18 protein-coding genes are annotated in these 25,320 nt (G+C 64.4%); 5 read left to right on the top strand and 13 right to left on the bottom strand.

Features of this window, described 5'->3' with window-relative positions; all coding sequences use genetic code 11:
• Positions 1-3: 3 nt before the first annotated feature.
• The 6 genes from GEV01_RS03825 to GEV01_RS03850 all read right to left on the bottom strand — a co-directional run bounded on the left by GEV01_RS03825 (position 4) and on the right by GEV01_RS03850 (position 10,526).
• Complete coding sequence (locus GEV01_RS03825; RefSeq protein WP_152801811.1) at positions 4-1,206, bottom strand: ammonium transporter; 1,203 nt, start codon at positions 1,204-1,206, stop codon at positions 4-6.
• 183 nt (positions 1,207-1,389) lie between these two features.
• Positions 1,390-3,900 (bottom strand): zinc-dependent metalloprotease, encoded by a 2,511-nt coding sequence (locus GEV01_RS03830; RefSeq protein WP_328595429.1) that lies wholly within the window; start codon positions 3,898-3,900, stop codon positions 1,390-1,392.
• On the bottom strand, positions 3,897-6,068 hold the full coding sequence (locus tag GEV01_RS03835) for a prolyl oligopeptidase family serine peptidase (protein WP_152801813.1): 2,172 nt from the start codon (positions 6,066-6,068) through the stop codon (positions 3,897-3,899). The genes GEV01_RS03830 and GEV01_RS03835 overlap by 4 nt, the downstream gene beginning before the upstream one ends.
• Before the next feature lie 157 nt (positions 6,069-6,225).
• The gene (locus GEV01_RS03840) at positions 6,226-7,311 is read right to left on the bottom strand and encodes a DUF5694 domain-containing protein (protein WP_152801815.1); all 1,086 of its coding nucleotides are present in this window, start codon (positions 7,309-7,311) and stop codon (positions 6,226-6,228) included.
• A 138-nt stretch (positions 7,312-7,449) separates the two neighbouring features.
• The gene (locus GEV01_RS03845) at positions 7,450-9,867 is read right to left on the bottom strand and encodes a putative bifunctional diguanylate cyclase/phosphodiesterase (protein ID WP_152801817.1); all 2,418 of its coding nucleotides are present in this window, start codon (positions 9,865-9,867) and stop codon (positions 7,450-7,452) included.
• Between the two features lie 14 nt (positions 9,868-9,881).
• A complete protein-coding gene (locus GEV01_RS03850; protein WP_152801819.1) occupies positions 9,882-10,526 on the bottom strand; it encodes a methylamine utilization protein in 645 nt (214 codons plus the stop codon).
• A gap of 161 nt (positions 10,527-10,687) precedes the next feature.
• On the opposite strand from GEV01_RS03850, the gene GEV01_RS03855 reads away from it, so the two are divergent.
• Positions 10,688-12,508 (top strand): GGDEF domain-containing protein, encoded by a 1,821-nt coding sequence (locus GEV01_RS03855; protein WP_328595430.1) that lies wholly within the window; start codon positions 10,688-10,690, stop codon positions 12,506-12,508.
• A gap of 11 nt (positions 12,509-12,519) precedes the next feature.
• On the opposite strand, the gene GEV01_RS03860 is transcribed toward GEV01_RS03855, so the two are convergent.
• The 7 genes from GEV01_RS03860 to GEV01_RS03890 form a co-directional block, all read right to left on the bottom strand.
• On the bottom strand, positions 12,520-13,905 hold the full coding sequence (locus GEV01_RS03860; RefSeq protein ID WP_152801821.1) for a tetratricopeptide repeat protein: 1,386 nt from the start codon (positions 13,903-13,905) through the stop codon (positions 12,520-12,522).
• Between the two features lie 105 nt (positions 13,906-14,010).
• Positions 14,011-14,793 carry a metal ABC transporter permease gene (locus tag GEV01_RS03865; RefSeq protein ID WP_152801823.1) on the bottom strand — a complete coding sequence of 261 codons (783 nt, stop codon included), beginning with the start codon at positions 14,791-14,793 and terminating at the stop codon, positions 14,011-14,013.
• Complete coding sequence (locus GEV01_RS03870) at positions 14,790-15,695, bottom strand: metal ABC transporter substrate-binding protein (RefSeq protein ID WP_152801825.1); 906 nt, start codon at positions 15,693-15,695, stop codon at positions 14,790-14,792. Before GEV01_RS03870 ends, GEV01_RS03865 begins: the two co-directional genes overlap by 4 nt.
• Before the next feature lie 10 nt (positions 15,696-15,705).
• The gene (locus GEV01_RS03875; protein WP_152801827.1) at positions 15,706-17,169 is read right to left on the bottom strand and encodes a porin family protein; all 1,464 of its coding nucleotides are present in this window, start codon (positions 17,167-17,169) and stop codon (positions 15,706-15,708) included.
• 76 nt (positions 17,170-17,245) lie between these two features.
• Positions 17,246-17,596, bottom strand: coding sequence for a hypothetical protein (locus tag GEV01_RS03880; protein WP_328595431.1), 351 nt, complete (start codon positions 17,594-17,596; stop codon positions 17,246-17,248).
• 55 nt (positions 17,597-17,651) lie between these two features.
• Entirely contained in the window at positions 17,652-18,272 is a 621-nt protein-coding gene (locus GEV01_RS03885) for a 3'-5' exonuclease (protein ID WP_070266585.1), read from the bottom strand.
• A 14-nt stretch (positions 18,273-18,286) separates the two neighbouring features.
• Positions 18,287-19,537 (bottom strand): Hsp70 family protein, encoded by a 1,251-nt coding sequence (locus GEV01_RS03890; protein ID WP_152801829.1) that lies wholly within the window; start codon positions 19,535-19,537, stop codon positions 18,287-18,289.
• Positions 19,538-19,729: 192 nt separating this feature from the next.
• Between GEV01_RS03890 and GEV01_RS03895 the strand changes: the two genes are divergently transcribed.
• The 4 genes from GEV01_RS03895 (at position 19,730) to GEV01_RS03910 (ending at position 25,275) form a co-directional block, all read left to right on the top strand.
• Positions 19,730-20,863, top strand: a complete 1,134-nt coding sequence (locus GEV01_RS03895; protein WP_152801831.1) for a LacI family DNA-binding transcriptional regulator — start codon at positions 19,730-19,732, stop codon at positions 20,861-20,863.
• A 3-nt stretch (positions 20,864-20,866) separates the two neighbouring features.
• Entirely contained in the window at positions 20,867-23,029 is a 2,163-nt protein-coding gene (locus tag GEV01_RS03900; RefSeq protein ID WP_152801833.1) for a 3'-5' exonuclease, read from the top strand.
• A gap of 109 nt (positions 23,030-23,138) precedes the next feature.
• Entirely contained in the window at positions 23,139-23,666 is a 528-nt protein-coding gene (locus GEV01_RS03905) for an OmpA family protein (RefSeq protein ID WP_070266582.1), read from the top strand.
• Positions 23,667-23,835: 169 nt separating this feature from the next.
• Complete coding sequence (locus tag GEV01_RS03910; RefSeq protein WP_152801835.1) at positions 23,836-25,275, top strand: catalase; 1,440 nt, start codon at positions 23,836-23,838, stop codon at positions 25,273-25,275.
• Positions 25,276-25,320: the final 45 nt, after the last annotated feature.

Raw genomic sequence — 25,320 nt, forward strand, 5'->3', positions numbered from 1 at the left:
CGCCTACCAGTTCGATTCACGCTCCGGCGTGGAGCTGATGCGGTGGATCGACAGGTCTGCGCCCTGGAACTCTTCTTCCGGATCCAGGCGCAGGCCCAGCGTGGCTTTCAGCGCGCCGTAGATGGCGAAGCCGCCTGCCAGCGCGATCGCCACGCCCAGCAAGGTGCCGCCCAGCTGCGCGGCGAACGATACGCCGCCGATGCCGCCCAGCGCCTTCTGCCCGAAGATGCCCGCAGCGACGCCGCCCCAGGCGCCGCACAGGCCGTGCAGCGGCCACACGCCCAGCACGTCGTCGATCTTCCATTTGTTTTGCGCCAGCGTGAACATCCACACAAACACCGCGCCCGCGATGCAGCCGGTGGCCAGCGCGCCCAGCGGATGCATCAGGTCCGAGCCGGCGCACACCGCCACCAGGCCGGCCAGCGGGCCGTTGTAGGCGAAGCCGGGATCGTTCTTCCCCATCAGCAGCGCGACCAGCGTGCCGCCGACCATCGCCATCAGCGAGTTGACGGCGACCAGTCCATTCATCTTGTCGAGCGCCTGCGCGCTCATGACGTTGAAGCCGAACCAGCCCACCGTCAGGATCCACGCGCCCAGCGCCAGGAAGGGAATCGACGACGGCGGATGGGCGGCGATGGCGCCGTTCTTCATGTAGCGGCCGCGGCGCGCGCCGAGCAGCAGCACCGCAGGCAGCGCGATCCAGCCGCCCACCGCGTGCACCACCACCGAGCCGGCGAAGTCGTGGAACTCGGCGCCGAGGGCCGACGCCAGCCACTCCTGCACGCCGAAACGATGGTTCCAGACTATCCCTTCAAAAAATGGATAGACCAGCCCCACCAGTAGCGCGGTGGCGATCAATTGAGGATGGAAGCGGGCCCGCTCGGCGATGCCGCCCGAGATAATCGCCGGGATGGCGGCGGCAAAGGTCAGCAGGAAGAAGAATTTGACCAGCTCATAGCCGTTCTTGGCGGCCAGCACCTCGGCCGAGGAGAAGAAATTGACACCATAGGCGATGCTGTAGCCGACGAAAAAATACGCAATCGTCGACACTGCGAAGTCCACCAGGATCTTGACCAGCGCATTGACCTGGTTTTTCTTGCGCACCGTGCCCAGCTCCAGAAACGCGAAGCCGGCATGCATGGCCAAAATCATGATGGCGCCAAGCAGTATGAACAATGCATCGGCGCCGTCTTTGTATCCACCCATCAAAATCTCTCCCCAAAATAAAGCAAAAATTGACAACGAGTATCGTTAAAAGCAATATTCGTTCCAATTTGGTGCAAATTTTAAGTACTTGATTTCACGGTGTTTTTATTTTGTGCATGAATCTGCACCAAGGCCGTGCGCACCGAAATAAGGCGTCATTTTGGTGCGCGCGGCCTTGGAGGGTCAAATCGGGGCGCCCGGCGGGATCGCCGGCATGGCCCGCAGTTTGACGCTGCGCGGATCGCTCAGGTAGGCCGCTATCAGCTCGGCGGCCTGCTTGCGACTGTCAGCGGTGACACCTTTGCCGGGATTTTTTTGCAGCCATTGCGCCAGCTCACGTACGGCCTGGCGCACTTCCGCCGCCACCTGCGGATGCAGTTTGCCGTCGTCGAGCAGGTTGAGCGTAGCGTCGACCACGACCCAGTTGGCGGCCAGCTGCACCGCTTCGCCACCCGCCACCGAGGCGGGTACCGGCTCGCGCTTCCAGGTTTTTTGCAACAGCAGCGACAGCACCTCCTGCACGCCCGGCTGCTGCGCGTCGCACGCATGCTGCCAGGCGACGCGATTGATGCGGGCCGGGTCGAGCAGGAAGCCGGCGGTCTGCGCGGCGCCCGCCTCGGCGATCGAGAAGGCGTCGAACACGGAATCCATGCGGGTGGCGAAGTATTCGCGGCTGCGTTCATGGCCCATGGCCGGCGGCGTAAGGATATCGAGCACGCCGGCCGGCAGCGCAAGGTACTCCGCGCGCAGGCTGTCCACCAAGCGGCTCAAGGCCTGGCGCTGCACGGCCGCCGGCGTGGCCTTGACGCCGGCCTTGGCGATGCCGGCTTTGACGTCGCCGCTGCTGGCGTAATCGAAATCGCCGCCGCCGATCAAGCGCGCAACGGCCTCGCCCTGATAACGTTGCAGCAGATAGACCGGCACCAGCCGCGCTTCCAGCTCGCCGATCTGGCGCGCATCCGGCAGCACGTCTACCGAGAAGGTTTGCAGCGCGCGCTGGCGTACGGCGCCCAACTGGTCCCAGGTCTTGATCGAGTCCGGGCCGAAGTCCCACAGCAGACCGTCGGGATGGCTGGAGCTGGGCGAGCGGTCGTCCTGGTCGCTGGAGTACAGCATGCCGGCCGCGCGCGCATCGGCACGCAGCTTGGCCAGCGCCGCCTGTTCCTGCGCGCCGCCGCCGAAGTCGCCGTAGATGTACTTGACGATGTAGTCGTCCCACGGCCCGACGCCCACACCGTAGGCATCGGCGATATCGACGTTGCCCTTGGCGTCCAGCTTGAGGATGGGGTGCGGATAATCCATCACCGAGCCATTGCCCATGCGGCTGGCGGCGAAGTTGTGGGCGAAGCCCAGCGTGTGGCCCACTTCGTGCGCGACCAGCTGGCGCAAGCGCGCCAATGCCATCGCCTCGGCCAGCTTCTGCTTGTCGGCCGGGGCGTTTTTGCCGTACGGTGCAAGCAGGCTTTCGGCGATCAGGATGTCCTGGCGCACGCGCTGGGAACCCAGCGTGACGGCGCCACGGATGATCTGCCCGGTGCGCGGGTCGGTCAGCGCATTCCCGTAGGACCAGCCGCGCGTGGCGCGGTGTACCCAGTGGATCACGTTGTAGCGGATGTCCATCGCGTCCACGCCTTCGGGCAGCAGCTCGACGCGGTAGGCGTCCTTGAAGCCGGCCTTCTCGAAGGCGCTGGCCCACCACGAAGCGCCGGCGATCAAGGCCGAGCGCACCGGTTCGGGTGCACCACGGTCGACGTAGTAGACGATGGGTTTCTTGACGGTGCTGACCGCCGCCGACGGATCGGTCTTCTCAAGGCGGTGGCGCACCTGCCAGTGCACATCGATGCTGCTGGCAAGCGGCGTGGCGAAATCGTAGTAGTTGGCGTCGAAGCCGCCGGAATATGGATGGTAGCTGCGCGGCAGCCAGCCGCCCGCCTGCGCGCGGACAGCAGGCAGGCGCACCATGCTGATGCGCTGGCGCAGCGACAAGCTGCTGGCGTCTGCGGCCACCTGGCGCACGTAGTCGGCCTGGCCCGGACCGGCAAAGGTCAGCAGCGCTTCCAGCTCGACGTTGTCCGGGAAGGCCTTGGCCTGATCTGCCAGCACCGCGCTGCGCGCAGCATCGACCTGATACGCGCCCTGCTTGGCGGCGGCGAGGCGCGCGGCGATGCCATGGCGGTCGGCCAGCAGGAAGCTGGAAAAATCGACCAGGTGGCGTTCGCCCTCGCTGGCGACGATCTCGCCGGACCACAGCACGCCGCTGGCAAACGACTCGGCGACGGCGGCGCGTTCGTCCTTGTCCGCAGAGGCGGCGATGAAGTTGGTGTTCTCCTGGACCAGGAACAGGCGGGCGCCGTGTTTTTCAAAGTGCACCATGCGCATCTCGCCCGGCTGGCCGCGATCGAGGCCGACGTCGTTCGAGCCCAGCGCATAGGGCAAGGAGCTTAGCAGCAGAAAGGGCTGGTCCAGCGACGACACGGAGAGCAGCACCCTGCCCTTGTCCGTGTCGCGCCAGACGTCGATGAAGCCCGGCTGCGATTGCAGGCCACGCGTGGCATCGGCGATCTTCTTCGGCGATGCCGGCGCGGTCGCGGCGGCCGCGTTATCGGCGGCGGTGGCCAGCCCCGGCGCTACTGGCGCCACGCCCAGCATCAGGATGGCGAGCAGCAGCGGCCCGGCGGCCGGCGCGGGCCTCACTGCTGGCCTGCGGATTTGACCGCTTCGGCAGCGCCGTCCATTTTCAACGCGCGGGTCAGGAAGCCCCAGCGATCAGCCACTTCCTCGATCTGCTTGGTGGTCGGCTTGCCTGCGCCGTGGCCGGCCTTGCTGTCGATGCGGATCAGGATAGGCGCTGCGCCAGCCTGGTCGGCCTGCGCCGCAGCGGCGAACTTGAAGCTGTGCGCCGGCACCACGCGGTCGTCATGGTCGGCCGTGGTGATCATGGTGGCCGGGTAGCAGGTGCCCTTCTTCAGGTTGTGCAGCGGCGAGTACTTGAACAGTGCCTTGAACTCGTCGGCGTTGTCGGACGAACCGTAGTCCGAAGTCCATGCCCAGCCGATGGTGAACTTATGGAAGCGCAGCATATCCAGCACGCCCACTTGCGGAATCGCCGCCGCGAACAGGTCCGGGCGTTGCGTCATCGTCGCGCCGACCAGCAGGCCGCCGTTGCTACCGCCGCCGATGGACAGCTTGGCCGGCGACGTCACCTTGTTGGCGATCAGCCATTCAGCCGCACCGATGAAGTCATCGAACACATTCTGCTTCTGCAGCTTGGTGCCCGCCGCGTGCCACGATTCGCCGTACTCGCCGCCGCCGCGCAGGTTGGCCATCACGTAGACGCCGCCCATTTCCAGCCACGCCAGGTTGGCGACCGAGAACGCTGGCGTCAGCGAGACGTTGAAGCCGCCGTAGCCATACAGGTAGGTCGGATTGCTGCCGTCCAGCTTCAGGCCTTTTTTCGATACGATGAACATCGGCACCTTGGTGCCATCGCGGCTGGTGAAGAACTCCTGGCGGGTTTCAAACGCGGCCGGGTCGAAGTCCACTTTCGGCTGGCGATACACGCTGCTCTTGTTGGCCTTCAGGTCGTAGCGGTAGATGGTGCTTGGCGTGGTGAAGCTGGTGTACGAGTAGAAGGTCTCGGTGTCGGTGCGCTTGCCGCCGAAGCCGCCGGCCGAACCCAGGCCAGGCAGTTCGATATCGTGCAGCGGCTTACCTTTCAGGTCGAACACCTTGACCAGGCTGTGGGCGTCGCTCAGGTAGTCCACCAGCAGCTGGTTGTTGACCACGGAAGCGGACACCATGGTGTTGGCGCTTTCCGGCACGATCTGCTTCCAGTTCAGCACACCGGGCTTACGGGTGTCGATGGCGACGATGCGGCCGCGCGGCGCATTGCGCTCGGTGCGGAACCAGAACACCATGCCGTCGTTGCCGATGAAGTTATACGACGCGTCGAAGTCCTCCAGCAACGGCACCACCTTGGCGTCCTTGCGCGACAGGTCTTTGTAGTAGACGCGGTTCTTGTTCTCCGTGCCCTGCGAGGCGGTGATGATCAGGAAGCGGCCGTCTTCGGTGACTTCGCCGCCGAAGCCCCAGTCCTTGTGGTCCGGACGGTCGTAAACCAGCGTGTCCGCGCTTTGCGGCGTGCCGATCTTGTGGAAGTACAGCTTCTGGAAGTAGTTCACGTCGGCCAGCTTGGTCGCTTCCTTCGGCTCGTCGTAGCGGCTGTAGAAGAAGCCGGAACCGTCGTGCAGCCATGCGGTGCTGGAGAACTTCACCCACTTGATGTGGTCTTCGATATCCTTGCCGCTGTCGATATCGCGCACCTTGATCTCGTTCCAGTCGGAGCCGGAAGCGGCGGTGCTGTAGGCCAGGTATTTGCCATTCGGGCTCACCGCCAGGCCGGCCAGGGCGACGGTGCCGTCGGCGGCCAGGGTGTTCGGGTCGAGCAGCAGGCGCGGCACGTCGGCCAGCGTCTTCATCGTGTACAGCACCGATTGATTCTGCAGGCCGTCGTTACGGCTGTAGAAATAGCGGCCGCCTTCCTTGAACGGCACGCTGAAACGCTCGAAGTTCCACAGCTTGGTCAGGCGGCTCTTGATCGCGTCGCGGCCGGGAATCTGCGACAGGTAGTCCTGCGTCAGCTTGTTCTGGGCGACGACCCAGGCGTGGGTCTCGTCGCTGTTGGCGTCTTCCAGCCAGCGGTAAGGGTCGGCCACTTTGACGCCGTGATAGTCGTCGGTCTGGTCGACGGTGCGGGTGGCGGGATAGCTCACGCCAGGGCCGGCAACGGCGCAGGTTTGGGCGGAGGCGCTGTGCGCCAGCAGGACGGCAGCCACCAGAGCGGCGCGCTTGATATGCTTCATGCGAAAGTCCGTAAAATCGAAAAATATTCGGAAGCGGCGAACCGCGCTGCGGCGCCGCCAGGGCTCAATGACAGCCGTCGCCACAACGGCTGCAGCTGTCGATCATAGCTTGCTTTGTAACAAATAAGCAATGATAGGAAAGCGTTATCGGCGTGTTTTATTCGGCGCGCAGGATGGCGTCGGTGCTGATAATGCGCGCATCCTGCATCTGGTCCAGGTAGGCTTCCAGATAGCCCTTATGCGACGCGCCGACGATGACAAGCATACGGCCTCCGGGCCGCGCGGACATCGCCTCGCGGATGTTGGACGCCATCCGCAAATTGCGCGTCTCCCAGGCGCCGACGTAGGTGCGGCCGAAATGCTGGGGCGAAGGCTCTTCCAGCGCGGCGCCGAAGTCGGCGTGGAGCACCTGTTCGGCGGCGCCGGCGGCGTTATGCGCACGGTACATCGCCAGCACCCCGGCCGGTGTCGCCAGGTCGGCGCGCAGGGCATCGTCCTGGCGCTTGCGCGCCGCGCTGTACGAGTTGTCCCACGCTTTCATGATCGCCGCACCGTAGGCCTTTTCATCGGCGACGTCGAAGTCGGACGTGTGGTCATCCATCGGGTACACCCGTTCATGCCCGCAGCGGGCGGCCAGCTGGGCGGCGATCAGATAGTCTTCATTGCGTTTTGATCGCAGCTTTTCCAGGATCTCCACCAATTGATCATTCAGGCCGTCGCCGGCGTGCCGCTCTTCGGCCGAAAGGCGCAGCCATTGCACCGTTGCGGATGCGCGCTCGCCCGCCGCCAGGAACAGCGACGCCAGCTTGCGGCGCTGGGCTGCCGACGGCGCCGACGGCCAGGCAGCCAGCAGACGGTCCACCTGCGCGGTGGCCGCCGGCACGTCAAGGCCGGTGGCGCTGGCGGCAGGCGCCGTGTCCCAGCAATAGGTCTTGACTGTATCGGCGTAACGCTCGGGATAGGCGCGCATGAAGGCGCACTGCGGCCCGGACAGCGCTTCGATGGCGATGGCCTTCGGCTGCCAGCTTGCCAGGCGGTCCATCAGCAAACTTAGATTGGCGGGATCGAAGGTCTTCGGCAGTTGCGACAGGTGGGCCGTGCCGAGCACCAGCACCTCGTTCGACGACCCCCGTTGCAGCTTCCATGCGCCGGGCTTGAATTGCGAGGAGACTGGCGCTTCAGCCGCGCCAACGTAGCCGTGGACCACGGCAGCAACAAGGATACCGGCGATTAGACGCTGCATGAAAAGCCTCCTCAGATAGATGGAATCCGCCATCTTAGGAGGCCGCGCAATGCTCGTCCAAACTATGCGATGTACTGCAGATTCAGCTAACCAAAATGCAAATTTTCCGGATAGAGCGCGATGCGGGTATCCGAAAAATCAACTGCCCATTTCGACTTCGCTGTAGTCCGGCGCCGGGATGGCGATCGGCGCCTGCCATTTCTCCAGCCAGGCGATCAGCTGGTCGCCGGGGATGGGACGGCTCATGAAGTAGCCCTGGCCCTGGTCGCAGCCCAGCTCCGCCAGCAGGCGCCATACGGCCTCGCTCTCGATGCCCTCGGCCACCACGCGCAGGCCCATGTTGTGGCCTAGGTCGATGGTCGAGCGGACGATTTTGGTGTCGCCGACATCGTTCTCCATGTTCAGCACGAAGGACTTGTCGATCTTGAGCTCATTCACCGGCAGCCGTTTCAGGTAGGCCAGCGACGAGTAGCCTGTGCCGAAATCGTCGATCGACAAATCGACGCCCATCGCGCTCAGGCGCTCCAGCGTGTTCTGGGCGCGCACCGGATCGTCCATGATCGCGCTCTCGGTGATCTCCAGGCAGAACGAGCTTGGCGCCAGCTTGTGGCGGGCCAGCGTTTCGGCAAACTTGGCCGGCAAGTCCTGGTCCAGCAGGTCGCGCGTGGACAGGTTGACCGACACCTTCAGCGGATAACCCTTGGCCGCCAGCTCGTGGCACAGCTCCGCCGACTTCTCCATCACCCAGCGCGTCAGCACGCGGATAAAGCCGGTCTGCTCGGCGAAGGGGATGAACTCGTCGGGGAACACATTGCCGCGCTCGGGATGGACCCAGCGCACCAGCGACTCCATGCCCACCACCTTGCCGGTATCGAGCATGATCTTCGGCTGCACGTGCAGGCGGAACTCGTTGCGCTCGATGGCGTTGCGCAGCTCCGTCAACAGCGACAGGCTCTTCTCGCTGGACTTGTCCATCGCCGCGTCGTAGACCACGGCGCCGTCGTTGCGCTGCTTGGCCGCGTACATCGCCACCTCGGCCATGCTCAGCAAAGCCTCGCCGTGGTTGCCGTGTTCAGGATAGCCGGCGATGCCCAGGCCCGCGCCGATGTCGACCATCTGGTCTTCCAGCGACAGCGGCGTCTCCAGCGCCTGCAGGATCTCGGCCGCCATGCGCTGCGCTGAATCGAGGTCGGAGTCCGGCAGCAGCACGGCGAATTCGTCGCCGCCCAGCCGCGCCACCTGCGCCGACGATTGCCGGCGGTTGGCCAGCAGCAGCTGCAAGCGCCCCGCCACCTGGCGCAGCAAGGCGTCGCCGAAGCTGTGGCCCATGACGTCGTTGACGTGCTTGAAGCGGTCCAGGTCCATCATCAGCACGAACACGGATTCCTCGCGCTTGGCCGCTTCGGCCAGGGCGTCGTCCAGCAGCAGCACGAACTGCGCGCGGTTCGGCAGATTGGTCAGCGTGTCCCAGTACGCCAGGCGGCGGATTTCCTGTTCGCGCTTGGCGATCCCTTCCCGCATGGCGTCGAAGGCGTGCGCCAGCGCGCCGATTTCGTCTTCGCGGCTGGTGTCGATCTGGCCCTTGTAGTCGCCCTGCTCCAGGCGCTTGGCGGTGTCGGCCAGTTCGCTGATCGGCTGCGCGATGCGCTTGGCGGTGAACACGATGGCCAGCGCCGACAGGAAGATGCCGCCCAGCGTCAGGCCGATCAGCCAGCGTTCCAGGCGGCTGTACTCGGCGGTCGCTTCATCGATGGAGCGGGCCAGCAGCACGTTGGCGGTCTGGTCGCCGTACTGGCCGATGGCCAGCAGGCGCGCGCTGTACTTCCCTGCTTCCAGCATCAGGTCGAACGGACCGGCCGGCGCGCCGGGCAAGGCTTGCAGCTGGTCGACCACGGTCTGCGCGGTCGGGCCGCCGAAGGTCGAGCCGACGGCCAGCCATTTGCCTTGCGGGTCGCGGGTCAGCACGGTGGTGTCGAGCGAGCTGACCTCGCGCATGTCGGTTGCCAGCTGGCGGTCGATCGGGAAGGTCATGACGATCCAGCCAATCGTGATCGGCGCCTTGATCGGCATGACGACGATCTGGTAAGGCCGGTGGTCGACGATGGCGATGCCGTTGGCGCCGTCCGACGCTTCGGCGGCGTCGAGCATGCTGACGACTTGTTTTTCCAGCGCGGCGGACTGGCCGTTGTTGGTCGATACGCTGATCTTGCGCTCGGAGCTGATCAGCATCGTCAACGTGGCCTTGATGCGGCGGCCGCTGTTGACCAGCGCCGATTCGATGGTGGCGCGGTCGCTCTCGTCGTTGTTGCCGATGGCGGCGACGAAGGCGGTGTCGCGCGCCAGCAATCGCGCGCCGAAGCGCAAGCTTTGGGCGTTCTGGTCCAGCAGGCGGCGGAATACCTTGGAGCCGTTGTTGAGCTCACTGCTGATGGCGAGCCGCGCATTGTTGTCGATGCCGCGCTGGATCACCAGCAGGCCGATCAACTGCACAGCCACGACCAACACCAGGAACAGTGTGACGATCCGGCTTTCCAGGCTACGGAAGCGCATACGCATGCTCGGACTATCCCCTAAAGAGTGGACGACGCCGCGTCGTCGGCCGCCGGCGGTTTCATCGGCAGCTTGAACACGGCGGTTGCCAACGCGTCGCCCGCCTTGACGGTCAACACCTGCTCCGGCGTGGCGCCGCCGACGGTGTTGTAGTGCCAGGCCTTGACCACGTACTTGCCGCCGGCCGGCAGTTCGATGCGGGCGGCGCCGGCGCCATCGGTCTTGGCGAAGTACGGCGTGTCGACGACTTTGACATACGCCACCATTTTGTCATGGATATTACAACCGAGTACAACGGTACCCGCTTTATCGAAGATCTGCGGCGTCGCCGACTGGCCGGAATACAACTTCTGGTCGAATTTGTGGGCCGGCGAGAACGAGTAGATGTGGTGGCGGACCTTGTCGTTATTCGGGAAGAAAATCTTGGCGCCGGTCTGGACCACGCTGACCAGCGGCACGAATTTCAAGCCTTTTTGCTCGATCTCCGCCGTGGCCGGTGCACGGCCGGTGGTCGGGCCAGTTTCCGGTTCGACATAGATGATGGTATCGGGCAGCACCTTGCCGGCGGCATCCTGCACCTGCACGGCGATGCCGGTGGCGCCGGCACTTGCCGTGCTCAGCAATAACAGGGGGAAAAGCGCCTGGCGTAAGGTGTGACGATGCATGGGTGGCCTGATTGTGAAGACGTAGCTGCGATTGTAGCGCCTGGGCAATAATCCACAGAGTTGTTTTTCACCGATAGTCGTAAAATATTTCCGCAAGTCATTAACCGGTCACAAAATCTCTATAGGATCGTACAGTTAAACAGACTTTTGGCAAGTACATCGTGAATACCGTCCTCAACTCCAACATCATTTATCTGCCGCCCCAGGCCGAGGACGAAGAGGCGGTGTTGCGCGCGCATCTCTACGATATCCTGGCCCGCCGCCAGCTCAGCGCGCTGTTCCAGCCCATCGTGCACATGCAGAGCGGCGAGATCATCGCCTACGAAGGCTTGATACGCGGTCCGTCCGACAGCCCGCTGCACGCGCCGATGAATCTGTTCAAGGTGGCGCGCGCCAACGGTTTGACGGTCGAGGTCGAACACCTGTGCCGGCGCGTGGTGCTGGAGCGCTTCGCCGAGCTGGATCTGCCGGGCAAGCTGTTCCTCAACGTCAGCCCGGAATGCCTGCTGCAACGCGACGCCCGCCATGGCGAGACGCTGGAATACATCCACCAGATCGGCATCAACCCGGACCGCGTCATCATCGAGCTGACCGAGAACCAGCCCACCTACGACTACGAACTGATGCGCGAGGCGGTGCTGCATTACCGCACCATGGGCTTCCAGATCGCCATCGACGATCTGGGCGAAGGCTTTTCCAGCCTGCGGCTGTGGTCGGAGCTGCGGCCCGAGTATGTCAAGATCGATATGCACTTCATCCAGGGCATCAACCACGATCCAGTCAAGCTGCAATTCGTGCGTTCGATCCAGGAGATCGCCGACAAGTCGGACACGCTGGTCATCGCCGAGGGCATAGAGACCCAGGCCGAGCTGTTGGTGCTGCGCGATGTCGGCGTCGCCTTCGGCCAGGGCTACCACCTGGGACGTCCGCATGCGCAGCCGGCCCGGGCCGCGCCGGCCGAGGTGGTCAAGGCACTGGCGCGCAACGGCGTGGCGGTGTACCCGCAGCGCGGCGGCGAAAAGCACGGCGCCAGCATCTACAAGCTGCTGCACCAGGTCGACGCCGTGCCGTCCAGCATGAACAACAACGAGGTGTACGAAATCTTCGTCAAGCACCCCAAGCTGCTGATCATTCCGGTGGTGGACCATGGCGTGCCGCTGGGCCTGATCAGCCGCTTCGACATGATCGACCACTTCGCCCGCCCCTACCAGCGCGAGCTGTACGGTAAAAAATCGTGCAAGCAGTTCATGGACGCCAACGCGCTCATCGCCGACAAGGACACCAGCCTGCAAGACCTGAGCTTCCGCATGGTGCAGGCCGACGCCCATCATCTGTTCAACGGTTTCATCATCACCGACCAGGGCCGTTACCTGGGCATGGGCACCGGCCACGACCTGATGCGCGAGATCACGCAGATGCAGATCAACGCCGCGCGCTACGCCAATCCGCTGACCCAGCTGCCGGGCAATGTGCCGATCAACGAGCATATCGACCGGCTGCTGGAAAGCGGCGCGCGCTTCTGGGTGTGCTACGTCGACCTCGACCACTTCAAACCGTTTAACGACGTCTACGGCTACCGCCGGGGCGACGACGTCATCCAGCTGACCGGCAAGCTGCTCAGCGAGCACAGCGATGCCGACCGCGACTTCATCGGCCACATCGGCGGCGACGACTTCATGATCCTGTTCCAGAGCGAGGATTGGGAAGCGCGCTGCCGCGCCATCCTGGACGAGTTCAGCCGCCATGTGCTGGACTTCTACAGCATCGACGACCGCGACCGCGGCGGCTACATCAGCGAAGACCGCCAAGGGAAGAAAGTGTTTTACTCGCTGATGAGCCTGTCGATCGGTGCGATCCGCGTCGAACCGCACCAGTACTACACCCACCACCAGATCGCCACCGCAGCGGCCGAGTCGAAGAAACAGGCCAAGAAAATCCACGGCAACAGCCTGTTCATGGATCGCCGCCAGCAGACCGCCTGACCGGTGCAGGCTCAGGCCGGCCGCGCCTGCACGGCATGGGCCGCGCGCCAACGGCGGGCGGCTTCGCCGGCGGCGGCCATCGCCTGCGGCGTCAAGCTCAGTTCGGTTTTCTTGCGCTGGCTGGCCGCCGCCAATTCGGTGGATTCCGCCGCCAGCGTCAGCCACATGCAGGACGCCTGATCGTCGCGCGCCACGCCACGGCCGCTGCCGTACATGCCGGCCAGGTTGAACTGCGCCAGCGCGTGGCCCTGCTCGGCCGCCCTGCGGTACCAGCTCACGGCCACTTCCTCGTCGCAGGCCACACCCAGGCCGTGGGCATACATCACGCCCAGGTTGTTTTGCGCGCTGGCGTCTCCCTGCTCCGCCGCGCAGCGGTACCAGGCCACCGCCCGCGCCTCGTCCTTGGCCACGCCCTGGCCGTTGGCGTACATCACGCCCACATTGAACTGGGCGTTGGGCGCCCCCTGCTCGGCCGCCATCCGGTACCATTCCAGCGCGCGCTGCTCGTCGCGCGGCACGCCGCGCCCGCGCGCATACATGCCGCCCAGGTTGTACTGCGCCAGCGCATGGCCGGACTCGGCCGCGCGCCGGTACCAGGTGAACGCCAGTTCGTCGTCGCGGTCCACGCCCTTGCCGTTGGCCAGCATGATGCCGAGATTGAACTGGGCGTCCCCATCCTCCTGCTCCGCCGCGCGCAACAGCCAGGCGTAGGCGCGCAGCAGGTCGGGCGCCACGCCCAGTCCCTCGGCGTAGGCGACGCCCACCATGCGCTGGGCCACGGCACAACCCTGGGCGGCGGCTTGCCGGTACCAGGCCAGCGCCTGCGCATCGTTGCGCGCCACGCCGTGGCCGTTCCGGTACATCAAGCCGAGATTGAGCTGGGCGCTGGCGTCGTTTTGCAGCGCGGCCTTGCGGAACCACGCCAGCGCCAGCGGATAGTTGCGGCGCACGCCACGGCCATGCACATAAGCCTCGCCCAGCAGCGTCTGCGCGCTGGCGACGCCCTGCTCGGAGGCGCGGTAAAACCACGACAAGGCGGTCTCGTCGTTGCGGGCCACGCCGCGCCCTTTTTTATACATCTGCCCGAGATTTTGCTGCGCCGATACTTCGCCCTGCAGGGCGGCGGCGCGGAACCAGCGCACGGCTTCCTTGTCGTTGCTGGCGACGCCGCGGCCGTTGTAGTACATCACGCCCAGGTGATTCTGGGCAAACGCCAGACCCTGCTGGGCTGCCTTGAGCATCCAGTAGAACGCGCGCGTATCGTCGCGCGCCACGTCCTGCCCTTTTTTATAGACCAAGCCCAGGTTGAACTGGGCATAAGGATCGCCGCGCTCGGCCGCCTCCCGGTACCATAAAAAGGTGTCGTATCCTGCCCTCGCCGAGCTATGATTTTTCATGGTACACCTCTGACCAACACCATCACAATGTTGGTTAAAGTGTAAAACGCGGTCCCGGCCAGAGTTTGAGCGCGCTCAAACGAGTCATGATAAAATGTTATCGTTTTAGTGGTTGGCTACCCGCTGTGCACCATCGGGTTTAGGACCGAGCGCGTACACGCCCATCGCCAATACCGTCAGGCACCAAACGATCAGCGCGCCCGATGGCAAGTCGTACAGCGTGGACAGCACCAGCCCGCTTGCATAGCCCGCCGCGCCGATCAGGTAGGCCAGCACCAGGCGTTTCTTGCCGACATAGTGACGCACGGCCAGGCCCGGCACGATCAGGCTGGTGAATACCAGGTACACGCCGACCAGTTGCACCGAGGCCGTCACGGCCAGCGCGAAGATCAGATAGAAGCCAAGCCGGCTCAGACGGTCGCGCAGGAAATACAGCAGCCCGCAGATCAGCGCCGTGCCGACGGCCGGCAGCAGCAACTGCTCATAGCGCACCCACAAAATCTGGCCGGCCAACAAATCCTGCAAGTGCTCGCCGCCGTGAGGATTGTGGGCCACCAGCAGCAGCCCCGCCGTCGCGGCCAGGATAAACATCACGCCGATCTGCGCCTCCTGCACTTCCGGCCAGCGTTTCTCGGTCCACGTCAGCAGCAGCGCGCCGAGCACGGCGGCGGCGGCGGCGGCGGCCTGCACCGCCCAGCTTTGCGGATCGAGCTCGGCCGCGCCGGCAATGATGACGCCCAGCGCGGCGATTTGCGCAATCGCCAGATCGATGAACACGATGCCGCGTTTCAGAACCTGCGCGCCCAGCGGCACATGGGTCAGCAGCACCAACAGGCCCGCCAGCAGCGCCGGCAGGATGATCATCAGATCGAGCGATTCAGTATTCATTTATTGGCATCCACCAGGCGTTGTACAGTCGAGTCAAACAGGCCGAACAAGTCTTTGCTCTTGTCGTCGCCGCCCACCGAGAACGGCAGCACGACGGCAGGAATCTTCGCATGTTCGGACAGCCATTGCGAAGCGCGCCCGTCTTGATAGGCCGCGCGTATCACCATCTTGGCCGGCGCCCGCTGCAACTGCGCCAGCAGTTCGGACAGGTGCGCAGCGCTCGGCTCCACGCCCGGCTTGGGTTCCAGCGTGCCGACCTGGCGCAAGCCCAGCCAGCCCATCAGATACTCCATGTTCTTGTGGTGCTCGACCACGGCCACGCCTTTCAGCGGCGCCGCCTGCTTCTCCCACTTGAGCATGGCCGCATCCCAGCGCGCCGCGAAGTCTTTCTGGCGAGCCTGGTAGTAGGCGGCGTTGGCCGGGTCCAGCTCGGCCAGGCGCTTGGACAATGCCACGCCCACCAGCGCGATATTGTGCGGGTTCTGCTGAATGTGCGGATTGCCGGCGGCATGCACATCGCCTTCGCTGCGGTCGACCTTGTTCGGCACGTCGAGGCGCGGCACGAAGGCGCCCGCTTCGAAGTTGCCGGGCTGGCCGGCGGCGATCTTGCTGTTGCCCGATTGCTGGATCAGCACCGGCAGCCAGCCCACCTCCAGCTCCAGCCCGGTGCAGACGAGCAGGTTGGCGTTGCGGGTGCGCGCGATCAGGCTCGGGCGCGCTTCGATGCGGTGCGGATCCTGCAGCGCGTTGGTGGCGCTGGAGACTTTGACCTTGTCGCCGCCGAGTTCATTGGCCAGCGCTTCCCATTCCGGCTCGCAGGCCAGCACGTTGATGGCTGCATGCGCCGAGCCGGCCATCATGAAGGCTGCGGCGAGCAGCAGTGATTTGAGTGTAGGTTTCATGCCTGCTCCTTTAGAAAGCGTGGGCAGCGTGCGTGCCCAGGCTCATGATGTATTGAAGGAAGATCTGGTTGTCGGTGACGCCGGGACGCGATTTGTCGCGCGCCAGTTGCAGGCGCAGGCGCGAGAACTCGGACGGGCTGTAATCGATCATGAAGTTGCTGCGCGACGGGTTGTAGGCTTCGAGGATAGGCAGGTTGGCCCAGGCCAGCGTGCCGTTGTCGATCAGGCCGATGCGCTGCGAACCGGACGACAGGCGGTCGTAGCGCAAGCCCACGCGCCAGGTCGGCATGAACTGGTAGACGCCTTGCAGATACCAGCCCGACTGCACGCTGCGGTAATCGCCGCTGGCGGCGGCGTCGGTGTCGACCGCGTAGTTCAGCGTGCCGGTTTCCTTGCGGCGGAAGTACTCGCCCTGCAACTTGAAGTTGGTGTTGACGGGGTTGCCGTTCGGCGCCCATTTGTAGATGGCGTCGGCGATCCAGGTGTTGGACTTTCCGCTGAAGTTGTTGGTCAGGCCGTCGTCTTCATATGCGCGCTTCTCGGCGCCGGTATGCAGGTAGGACACGCCCGCGCGGTAGCTCGATGAAGCGCCGATGTCGTCGCCGATGTGGGCGAACACGCTGACCGCGCCGGCGCCGTTCTTGTTGCGGTCATTGCCCGGGAAGGCGCTGCCGCTGCCGGCTTCCGCGCCGATCTCGACGAACTGGTCGAGCGGCGCCAGCCACTTGGCCTGCACGCCGTCCGGCTTGTACTGGCCGCCGAGGAAGGCTTGATACGCCAGCGGCGCATCGACGAAATCCCAGGTGTGGGCGTGCTGGCCGTTCAAGTAGCCGATCGACGACAGGAAGCGGCCGGCCTTGATGTTCAAGCCGTTCGTCATGGCGCGGGTCTGGATGAAGGCTTCCTCCACCGACACTTCGTTCTCGCCGCTCAGCGAAAAAGTCAGCTGGCCGGCGAATTGCGGGTCGATGTTGGCGGCCATGGTCAACTCGGACTCGCCGAGGCTGAAGCCGCGCTTGCCAGGACCGGTCTCGCCGCCGCTCGGCGCGAAGCCTTGCAGGCGATACTGGCCCGGATCCTGTTTCAGGTTTTGCAGCGTGCCGCCCAATATCATCGAGATGTTCGGGTTGAACAGATTGCTGGCGGTGTTGGCGTTTGCGGCGGCAGCCACCGGAGCGGCAGGCGTTTCGACATATGGCGCGGCGGCGACGGCTGGCGCGGCGGCAACCGGGGCTGCGGCCGGCGTGCCACTACCGATTGCAGCCAGCTGCGCCTTGGCGGCGGCACTGTCCGTCTGCGCCTGCTGCAAGCGCTGTTCCATGGCTTGCAAACGAGCCTCGTAAGCTTGCTTCATCTGGCGGATTTCCGCGCGGATTTCAGCCAGTTCTTTCTGTTCTTTTTTATCTGCGGCATACACTTGTGGGGCCGCCACGGCGGCGCTCAGTGCGGCCGCGATTACGCTGTGTTTCAACATTTTTTATTCCTGTAGATGACTACGACAAACCGCACCCCTGCTCAAACGGCAGCGGCGGCGGATCAACGGGAGACGATCAAGACAGGACGGGCGGCGCTCGCGATCGGAAGCCGCAAATGGTGCGCTGGCAATCGAGCGGCACCGGCGTGAAGACGACGGCCACCGAGGTATTGGCAGCCAGCGGGAAGGAATGGAAACGACTATCGACCGCCGAGGCGATCTGCGCGAACGCCATACACTGCGCGCAACTGTGATCCAGCCCCAGCTTGGTGATGCTGGTGCTGACCTCGTCATCCGCCTGCTCCGCAGCCTGCACGATGCCTGTCGCGGCCGAGGCGTGCGACAGCGCGTGCGAGTACCCCATCTGCTGGGAGAACACCAGCAGAAGCGACAGCAGCACATGGAAGAAGTTGCGGCGTATGTTCACGAAATACCAACTAACGATGCATCAGTGCCGGTATTGTAATGCGAGCCGCGCATTTTTAGCGTACTTTTTGTTTTTCGAGGAACTGGTGCACCTTGGCGGCGGCCAGCTTGTTGATCGCCACCAGCAGCGACGGATCGACGCCGGCGATGCCGTAAGTCGAACCGATGTGCTTGCCGATATGTATCAGCACCTCGGCCGCCACTTCCGCATCGGACTCGGCCCGGTGGGCCGCGCTCTTGAAGCGGATGCCCAGCTCGCCGGACAGATTGCCCAGCTTGTAGCTCGACAAATTGGGGAACACGCGGCGCGACAATTTCAGCGAACACACCAGCGATTGATAGCCGGGCGTCAGGCCCAGCCGGGCCGCCTCGGCGCGCAGAAACTTGTCATCGAAGCTGGCGTTGTGGGCCGACAAGGCATCGCCGCCGATGAAGTCCAGCAGCTCCGGCACCACCTGCGACACCGGCGGCGCGCCATCCACCATGGCCTGCGTGATGCCGGTCAGACCGGTGATGAAGGACGGTATCCGCACATTGCAATTGATCAGAGAAACATAGCGCTCGACCACCTTGCCGCCGACGATGCGCAAGGCCGCCACCTCGGTGATGCGGTCGCCCATGTCGGGCGACAGGCCGGTGGTCTCGAAGTCGAGCATGACGATAGGTTGGTCGAGCATTGTGGTCCCTTTGATTAGCCGAACTTGCGGACGGCATCCAGCGCCAGCCCGGCGCCGATGCTGCCGAAGAGATCGCCTTCGACCTTGCGGGCGGACGGCACCAGCGCGCCGATGCGTTCGCGCAGCATGCGCACGCCGCTGGAACCACCGGTGAAGAACACCGTGTCCACATCGGCAGGCGCGACGCCGGCATCGCGCAGCAGCGACAGCACGGTGTTCTCGACCGAACCGACCAGGTGGCCGATGGCGTCGTCGAACTGCGCGCGGTCCAGCTCCAGCGTCACGGCCGGCGACAGGCGGTCCAGCGACAGCTGCACCTTGGCGGCGTCGGACAGGGCGATCTTGCCCTCCTCCACCTTCATCGCCAGCCAGTGGCCGGCACGCTGGTCGATCAGCTTTTGCAGGCGGCCGAGCTTTTCCTGTTCCGCCGCATCGCGCAGCAGGTCGGACAGCTGGGTCCACATCTTCTTGGTGTAGGCCTGGTTGATGGTGTGCCAGGTCGCCAGGTTGAAGAAATAGCTGGACGGTACCTCGCTGTTGTTGCGCAGGCGGCTGCCGTAGCCCAGCAGCGGCATCACAGAAGACAGGCTCAGGTATTTATCGAAATCGGTACCGCCGATGTGCACGCCGCCATTGGCCAGGATGTCGTCGCGGCGCTCGGCCTTCTTGGCGCGCTCGGGCGACAGGCGCACCAGCGAAAAGTCCGAAGTACCGCCGCCGATGTCGGCGATCAGCACCAGCTCTTCGCGGGCTATCTGCGACTCGTAGTCGAACGCCGCAGCGATCGGCTCGAACTGGAAAGCGATGTCCTTGAAGCCGACGGAACGCGCCACCTCGGCCAGGGTATCCTCGGCCAGCTGGTCGTTTTCCTTGCTGTCATCGATGAAATGCACGGGACGGCCGAACACGGCCGACGTGAACTGGCGTCCGGCCGATTGTTCGGCGCGGCGCTTGACCTCGCCGATGAACTGCGCCAGCAAGGCGCGGAACGGCAGCGCGCGGCCGCCCACCTCGGTCTGGCCGTCGATCAGGCTGGTACCGAGCAAACTTTTCATGGAGCGCATCAGGCGCCCCTCGTAGCCGGCCAGATATTCGGCCAGCGCTGCACGTCCGAAGGTAACTTCTTCGTCCTCGGCGTTGAAGAAAACCACCGACGGCAAGGTGGTCTTGCCCTCTTCCAGTCCCAACATCACCGGATGTCCGGGACGCACCCAGCCCACCGTGGAATTTGACGTGCCAAAATCGACGCCGCAAGCAATGGCCATGTCGACCCTTCACGTGAATAAAGGGGCGTTATGTTATCAGAAAACCCCGTCTCCATGGAAAAATTGCAGCCGAACCACACCTGCCTTAATATTTCTTGAGAGAAAAACGATTATTGTTGCCATTGGGTAAGATTTTGATTATGCTGAATTAACTGACAAATATGCAAGCCGCTGTACGCAGGCCACGAGACGATGACCAAATCCAAGCCGACCATTGAAGTCTGCGCCACCGAACACAAAGCCAGCATTGCCCGGGAAGCCCGCCGCGTCACCTCGTATGACGTGGCGCTGGTGGCCGGCGTGTCGCAATCGGCGGTGTCGCGCTGCTTCAAGCCGGGCGCCAGCGTCTCCAAGTCCACCCATGCGCGGGTGATGAAGGCCGCCGCCCTGCTGGACTACATCCCCAACGCCGCCGCCCGCAGCCTGATCACGCGCCGCTCCAATATGGTGGCGGTGCTAGTCACCAACCTGGCCAATCTCTACTACCCCGAACTGCTGGCAGAACTGAGCAAGCAGCTGAGCGGCCTGGGCAAGCGCGTGCTGCTGTTCCCGCTGGCGCGCGAGGCCGATGTCGACCGCGTGCTGGCCGATGTCTGGCAATTCCAGGTCGATGGCGTGATCGCCGCCACCCGCCTGTCCGCCGAACACGTGGCCGAATTCGAACGCCGCCGCATGCCGCTGGTGCTGTTCAACCGCACGCTGCGCGACCAGTCGGTCAACACCGTCACCTGCGACCATCTGGAGGCGGGCCGCATGCTGGTGTCGCGCCTGGCAGCAGCCGGTCATCGGCGCTTCGGCATCATCGCCGGCACCGAGGATTCCACCGTCGCCAACGAGCGCCGCCGCGGCGCCGTCGAACGGCTGGCCGAGCTGGGCCTGCCGCCGCCGGTGGTGGTGCCGGGCGAGTACGACTACAACAGCGGCGCCGCCGGCCTCAAGGCCCTGATCGCGCAAATGGGCGGCGTCCCGGACGCCATCATCTGCGGCAGCGACGTGATGGCCATCGGCTGCCTGGACTGCGCCCGCCATGAACTGGGCATCGACGTGCCGGGCCAGTTGTCGGTGGCCGGCTTCGACGCCGTCGAGCCGTCCAACTGGTTGAGCTACAACCTGACCACGCTGCGCCAGCCCATGCCGAAGATGGCCTGCGCCGCCGCCAGCCTGCTGTGCGCCGTCATCGACAGCCACGAAAGCCAGGTCGAACGGCGCGTCTTCAGCGCCCAGTTCATCGAAGGCGCCACCGCGCGCCTGCACCCGCTGGCGCACGCGCCCACGCTGGAAACAGCATCCGCCACCGGCCCGCGCGTGCCGGTCGCTATAATGTAGCGGATGAACGATGCCAACCCTCCCCGCTTCACCCCGCAAGGCCTGATCCCGACTCCCGAACAGACCGCCATCCAGCTGGCCAGGAACAAGGTCGTGCTGGTGGACGCCAACGCCGGCGCCGCCAAAACCACCACGCTGGCGATCCGCATCGGCGAGGCGCTGGCACGCAAGCTGCCGCCGGAGCAGATCCTGGCGCTGACCTTCACGCCGGAAGCGCGGGACGTGCTGCGCCAGCGCCTGCTGGATGTCGGCGTGCCGCCGGCGCAAGCGCATCGCGTCGCCGTGCTGACCTTCGAGGATTTCGCCGGCCAGCAGCTGGACCGCATCGACGGCGACAATCTGCGCCAATGCGCCGAAGCGCGCCAATTGAAGGCCTACGCGCTGGCGGCGATCGACCGCGCCGCCGAGCGCCATGCGGGCCGCATGGAGGGCCTCGATCTGCAAACCCACAGCATCGCGCTGGCCCAGTTCCTCGACGTGCAGCTGCAACTGAAGGCCACGATGGCGCTGGCCGCCGATGTCGAATACATGGGCCTTGAAGAAATCGCCGAGTTGATGGGCGTGCCGCTGACCGATTACCTCACCACCGTCGAATACGAAACGCTGCGCCTGGACGGTGGCGCGGGCGCCGTGTTCCGTGGCCCGTTCGACGCCACCTACGACCTGGCCAGCAATCTGCAAGCGGGCGCGCGTCTGGCCGAGCACTTCCCGGACTACCGGATCGTGCTGTGCGACGAGCTGCACGACTTGAATGAAGCGGCCTTCCAGATCCTCGATGCGCTGATCGCCAAGCCGCACTGCTACTTCGTCGGCGCCGGCGACAAGGACCAGGTAATCCACGCCAAGCTGGGCGCCAGCGACGAATACCTGAACCGCCGCTTCGCCCAGAACTATCCAAACCTGGTGCGCTACCCGCTCACGGCCACCTATCGCCACGGCCCGCACCTGGCCTACGCGATGGCGGAGTTCAAGCAGAAGGCAGTGGAATCGGGCCTGCCGCTGCGCACCGAAATCCGCCAGGCCCACTACGACGGCAGCGCCGCCTGCGCGCAGCAAACCGTGGCAGCAGTCCAGCAGTGGAAGGCCGACGGCTATCCGCTCGACGGCTGCGCCATCCTGATACGCGACCGCCATCAATCGATGGCCATCGAGAACGCGCTGATCGAAGCCGACATCGACTACCGCACGCCCGCCATGGCCGGCTACCTGCAACGCGACGAGATCCTGTTCCTGCGCGGCCTGCTGGCGATCGGGCTGAAGGACTTCGCCGCCGTCAAGTCGGAGCAGGTGCGCGGCGCCGTGGTCGACGCCATGATTGCCTTCAGCGAGATGCGCTTCTCCACGCGCCGCCTGGACAACCTGAAGGCGCAGATCGTCAAGGATCCGGCACTGCTGGGTGAACTGTTCCTGATCGAAGACGAGCAGCGCGACGGCGATGAGCTCAACTACCGCGACGTCGCCAGCACGGCCACCAAGAAGGCCGTCATCGACACCATCGCCTGGCTGTCCAGCGTAGATCCGGCCACGCCGGCGGCGGCCGTGCTGACCGAAGTGTGCGAACGCGTGAAGCTGGTGGCGACCGCGCGCCGCATCTTCGTGCGTCCATACGAAGCGGGCGTAGTCAACAAATCGGTGGCGGGCTTGCTGGAAGCGGCGGCCGCCTCGGGGCAAACCCTGGCCGAGTTCTGGGCCGCGATGAACGCGCGCGAAGCCTTCGTGCGCCGCAAGCGCGAACGCAAGGCGGTGCTGATCGAATGCGTGGCCAACGCCAAGGGCAAGGAGTTCGACCACGTGATCCTGCCCTTCCTGCAGGCCGACGAATTCCCGCACCCGACGCAATCCAGGGCCGAGGAAGAAAACCTGTTCTACGTCGGCGCCACCCGCGCCCGCGCGCGCCTGACGCTGCTCTCGCCGGCCGACGCCGCGCTGCGCAGCGCCTTCATCGCGCAAATGCGCCTGCCCAAATCGGCCGCCGCAGCCGATGCCGCCATCGCCCGCAACCAGGCCAAGCCGGCCGCCGCGCCGTCGCGCCAGTACCTCGTCGCCAGCTACCAAGAGAAGGACCAGGTCAAGGCGCTGGGCGCCCAGTTCGACATCGCCCGCCGTGCCTGGTACGTCGAAGCTGGCAGGGATTTGGCCCCGTTTGCCCCTTGGATAAAAAAATAATGCAGTAAGTCAATTTTTCTGAGGGAAACCCTTATATAATGTCGGACGCGGCTGGAGTAGCTAGCCTCACACCCAATGCATGTCCAAAAACCAATTCGGGAGCATTACAATGAAAGCACAACAAAAAATTCTGCTGGCAGCCTGCGCGCTGGCTGTTCTGAGCGCTTGCAGCACCCCAGCCCCAGTCGTCGCCCCAGCACCGGCTCCAGAGCCAGTCAAAGCCGCACCGGCCGCACCAGCACCGGCACCAGTGGCCGCGCCAGTCGCCGTGTCCCTGCCAGCCTACCTGGACCCAAACAGCTCGATCTACAAAAACCGCAGCGTTTTCTTCGACTTCGACAAGTACACCGTCAAGCCTGAGTTCACCGCACTGGTCGCCGATCACGGCAAATTCCTGTCGGCTAACCCGAACGTGTCGATCAAAGTCGAAGGCAACACCGACGAACGCGGCGGCGCAGAGTACAACCTGGCCCTGGGCCAGAAGCGCGCACAAGCCGTCATCACCGCCCTGAAAGTACAAGGCGTGAAAGACACCCAGATGGAAGCCATCAGCTACGGTAAAGAAAAAGCCACCGGCAGCGACGACGCAGCCCGCGCCCAGAACCGCCGCGCTGACATCGTCTACCCAAGCAAGTAATACGCTGTAATACGCGGCAGTTTTCCGCGACATCAGGTAGTATCGAACGCCCGGCTCAACAGTCGGGCGTTTTTGTTTTGGGGCTCTCTCCTAAGGGAGCTGTGCAAGAGCAATGTGTTCGTTATGCTGGAAGTTTCCATTCACCCTCAAAACTGTTGAAGGAAGTTTCATGAAGAACCTCACTACCGCAGCCGGCGCGCCGGTCGTCGATAACCAAAACACCCAGACCGCCGGCCCGCATGGCCCGGTCCTGCTGCAAGATGTGTGGCACCTGGAAAAGCTGGCCCACTTCGCGCGCGAGGTGATCCCGGAGCGCCGCATGCACGCCAAGGGTTCCGGCGCCTTCGGCACCTTCACCGTCACCCACGACATCAGCAAGTACACGCGCGCCGCGCTGTTCTCCGAAGTCGGCAAGAAGACTGACATCTTCATGCGCTTCTCCACCGTGGCCGGCGAACGCGGCGCGGCCGATGCCGAGCGCGATATCCGAGGCTTCGCCGTCAAGTTCTATACCGAGCAAGGCAACTGGGACGTGGTCGGCAACAACACGCCGGTGTTCTTCTTCCGCGACCCGCTCAAGTTCCCGGACCTGAACCACGTCGTCAAGCGCGACCCGAAGACCAATCTGCGCAGCGCCGAAAACAACTGGGACTTCTGGACCCTGCTGCCGGAAGCCCTGCACCAGATCACCATCGTCATGAGCGATCGCGGCATCCCGAAAGGCTACCGCCACATGCACGGTTTCGGCAGTCATACCTTCAGCTTCATCAGCCCGAAGAACGAGCGCTTCTGGGTCAAGTTCCACTTCGTCTGCCAGCAGGGCATACAGAACTTCAGCGACGCCGAAGCCACCGAAGTGGTGGGCCGCGACCGCGAAAGCTCGCAGCGCGATCTGTTCGACGCCATCGAGAGCAAGGACTACCCGCGCTGGAAGCTGGCGGTGCAGATCATGCCGGAGAACGAAGCATCCAAGGTGCCATACAACCCGTTCGACCTGACCAAGATCTGGCCGCACAAGGACTATCCGCTGATCGACGTCGGCGTGCTGGAATTGAACCGCAATCCGGAGAACTACTTCGCGGACGTCGAACAGTCGGCCTTCTCGCCGGCCAACGTGGTGCCGGGCGTGAGCTTCTCGCCGGACAAAATGCTGCAATCGCGCCTGTTCTCGTATGGCGACGCCGCGCGCTACCGCCTGGGCGTGAATCATCACGCGATTCCGGTCAACGCGCCCAAGTGCCCGTTCCACAGCTACCATCGCGACGGCGCCATGCGCACCGACGGCAATCACGGCGCCGGCACGTCGTATGAGCCGAACAGCCGTGGCGAATGGCTGCAGCAGCCGCAGTTCGCCGAACCGCCGCTGTCGCTGGAAGGCGCGGCCGGCCACTGGGATCACCGCGTCGACACCGACTACTACTCGCAGCCGGGCAATCTGTTCCGCCTACTGACCGCCGAGAAGAAGCAGCTGCTGTTCGAGAACACGGCGCGCGCCATCCACGGCGTATCGAAGCCGGTGCAGCAACGCCATATCCACAACTGTACGCAGGCCGATCCGGCCTACGGTGCGGGCGTGGCGGCGGCGATCGCTGCGCTTGAAGGCAAATAAACCAACCTTGTAAAAATAGTAAATGCCGGTAAAATGGAGCACCTT

Origin of the sequence: Rugamonas rivuli (genome assembly GCF_009380165.1) — a bacterium.
Taxonomy (GTDB): Bacteria; Pseudomonadota; Gammaproteobacteria; order Burkholderiales; family Burkholderiaceae_D; genus Rugamonas; species Rugamonas rivuli.